General features: G+C 66.2%; 1 pseudogene. It reads left to right on the top strand.

Going from position 1 to position 346, the window contains the following annotated elements:
* A pseudogene (locus V5O46_RS31700) lies at window positions 1–345 on the top strand (alpha-1,4-glucan--maltose-1-phosphate maltosyltransferase); the annotation flags it as partial.
* Window position 346: the final 1 nt, after the last annotated feature.

Below are 346 nucleotides of genomic sequence, written 5' to 3'. Positions count from 1 at the left end.
GTCCGGCGGGAGAATCCGGCCCTGCGCCAGCTGCGCGATCTGCACTTCCACCAGGCCGACAACGACCAGGTGATCGCGTACTCGAAGCGAAAGGGACCGTACACGGTCGTGGTCGTCGCCAACCTCGATCCGCACCACACCCAGGAGGCCACGGTCTCGTTGGACATGCCGCAACTCGGCCTGGAATGGCACGAGTCGGTGCCGGTGCGTGACGAACTCACCGGCGAGACCTATCACTGGGGCAGGGCCAACTATGTGCGCCTCGAGCCGGGTCGCACGCCCGCGCACGTCTGCACGGTTCTGCGACCGTCCACCCCGCAGATCGGAGGGTCACCCACACAATGAT

It is taken from the genome of Streptomyces poriticola (assembly GCF_036689765.1).
GTDB lineage: Bacteria > Actinomycetota > Actinomycetes > Streptomycetales > Streptomycetaceae > Streptomyces > Streptomyces poriticola.
The sequence above is the reverse complement of the archived record's forward strand: the minus strand, read 5'-3'. Positions and strand labels throughout refer to the sequence as shown.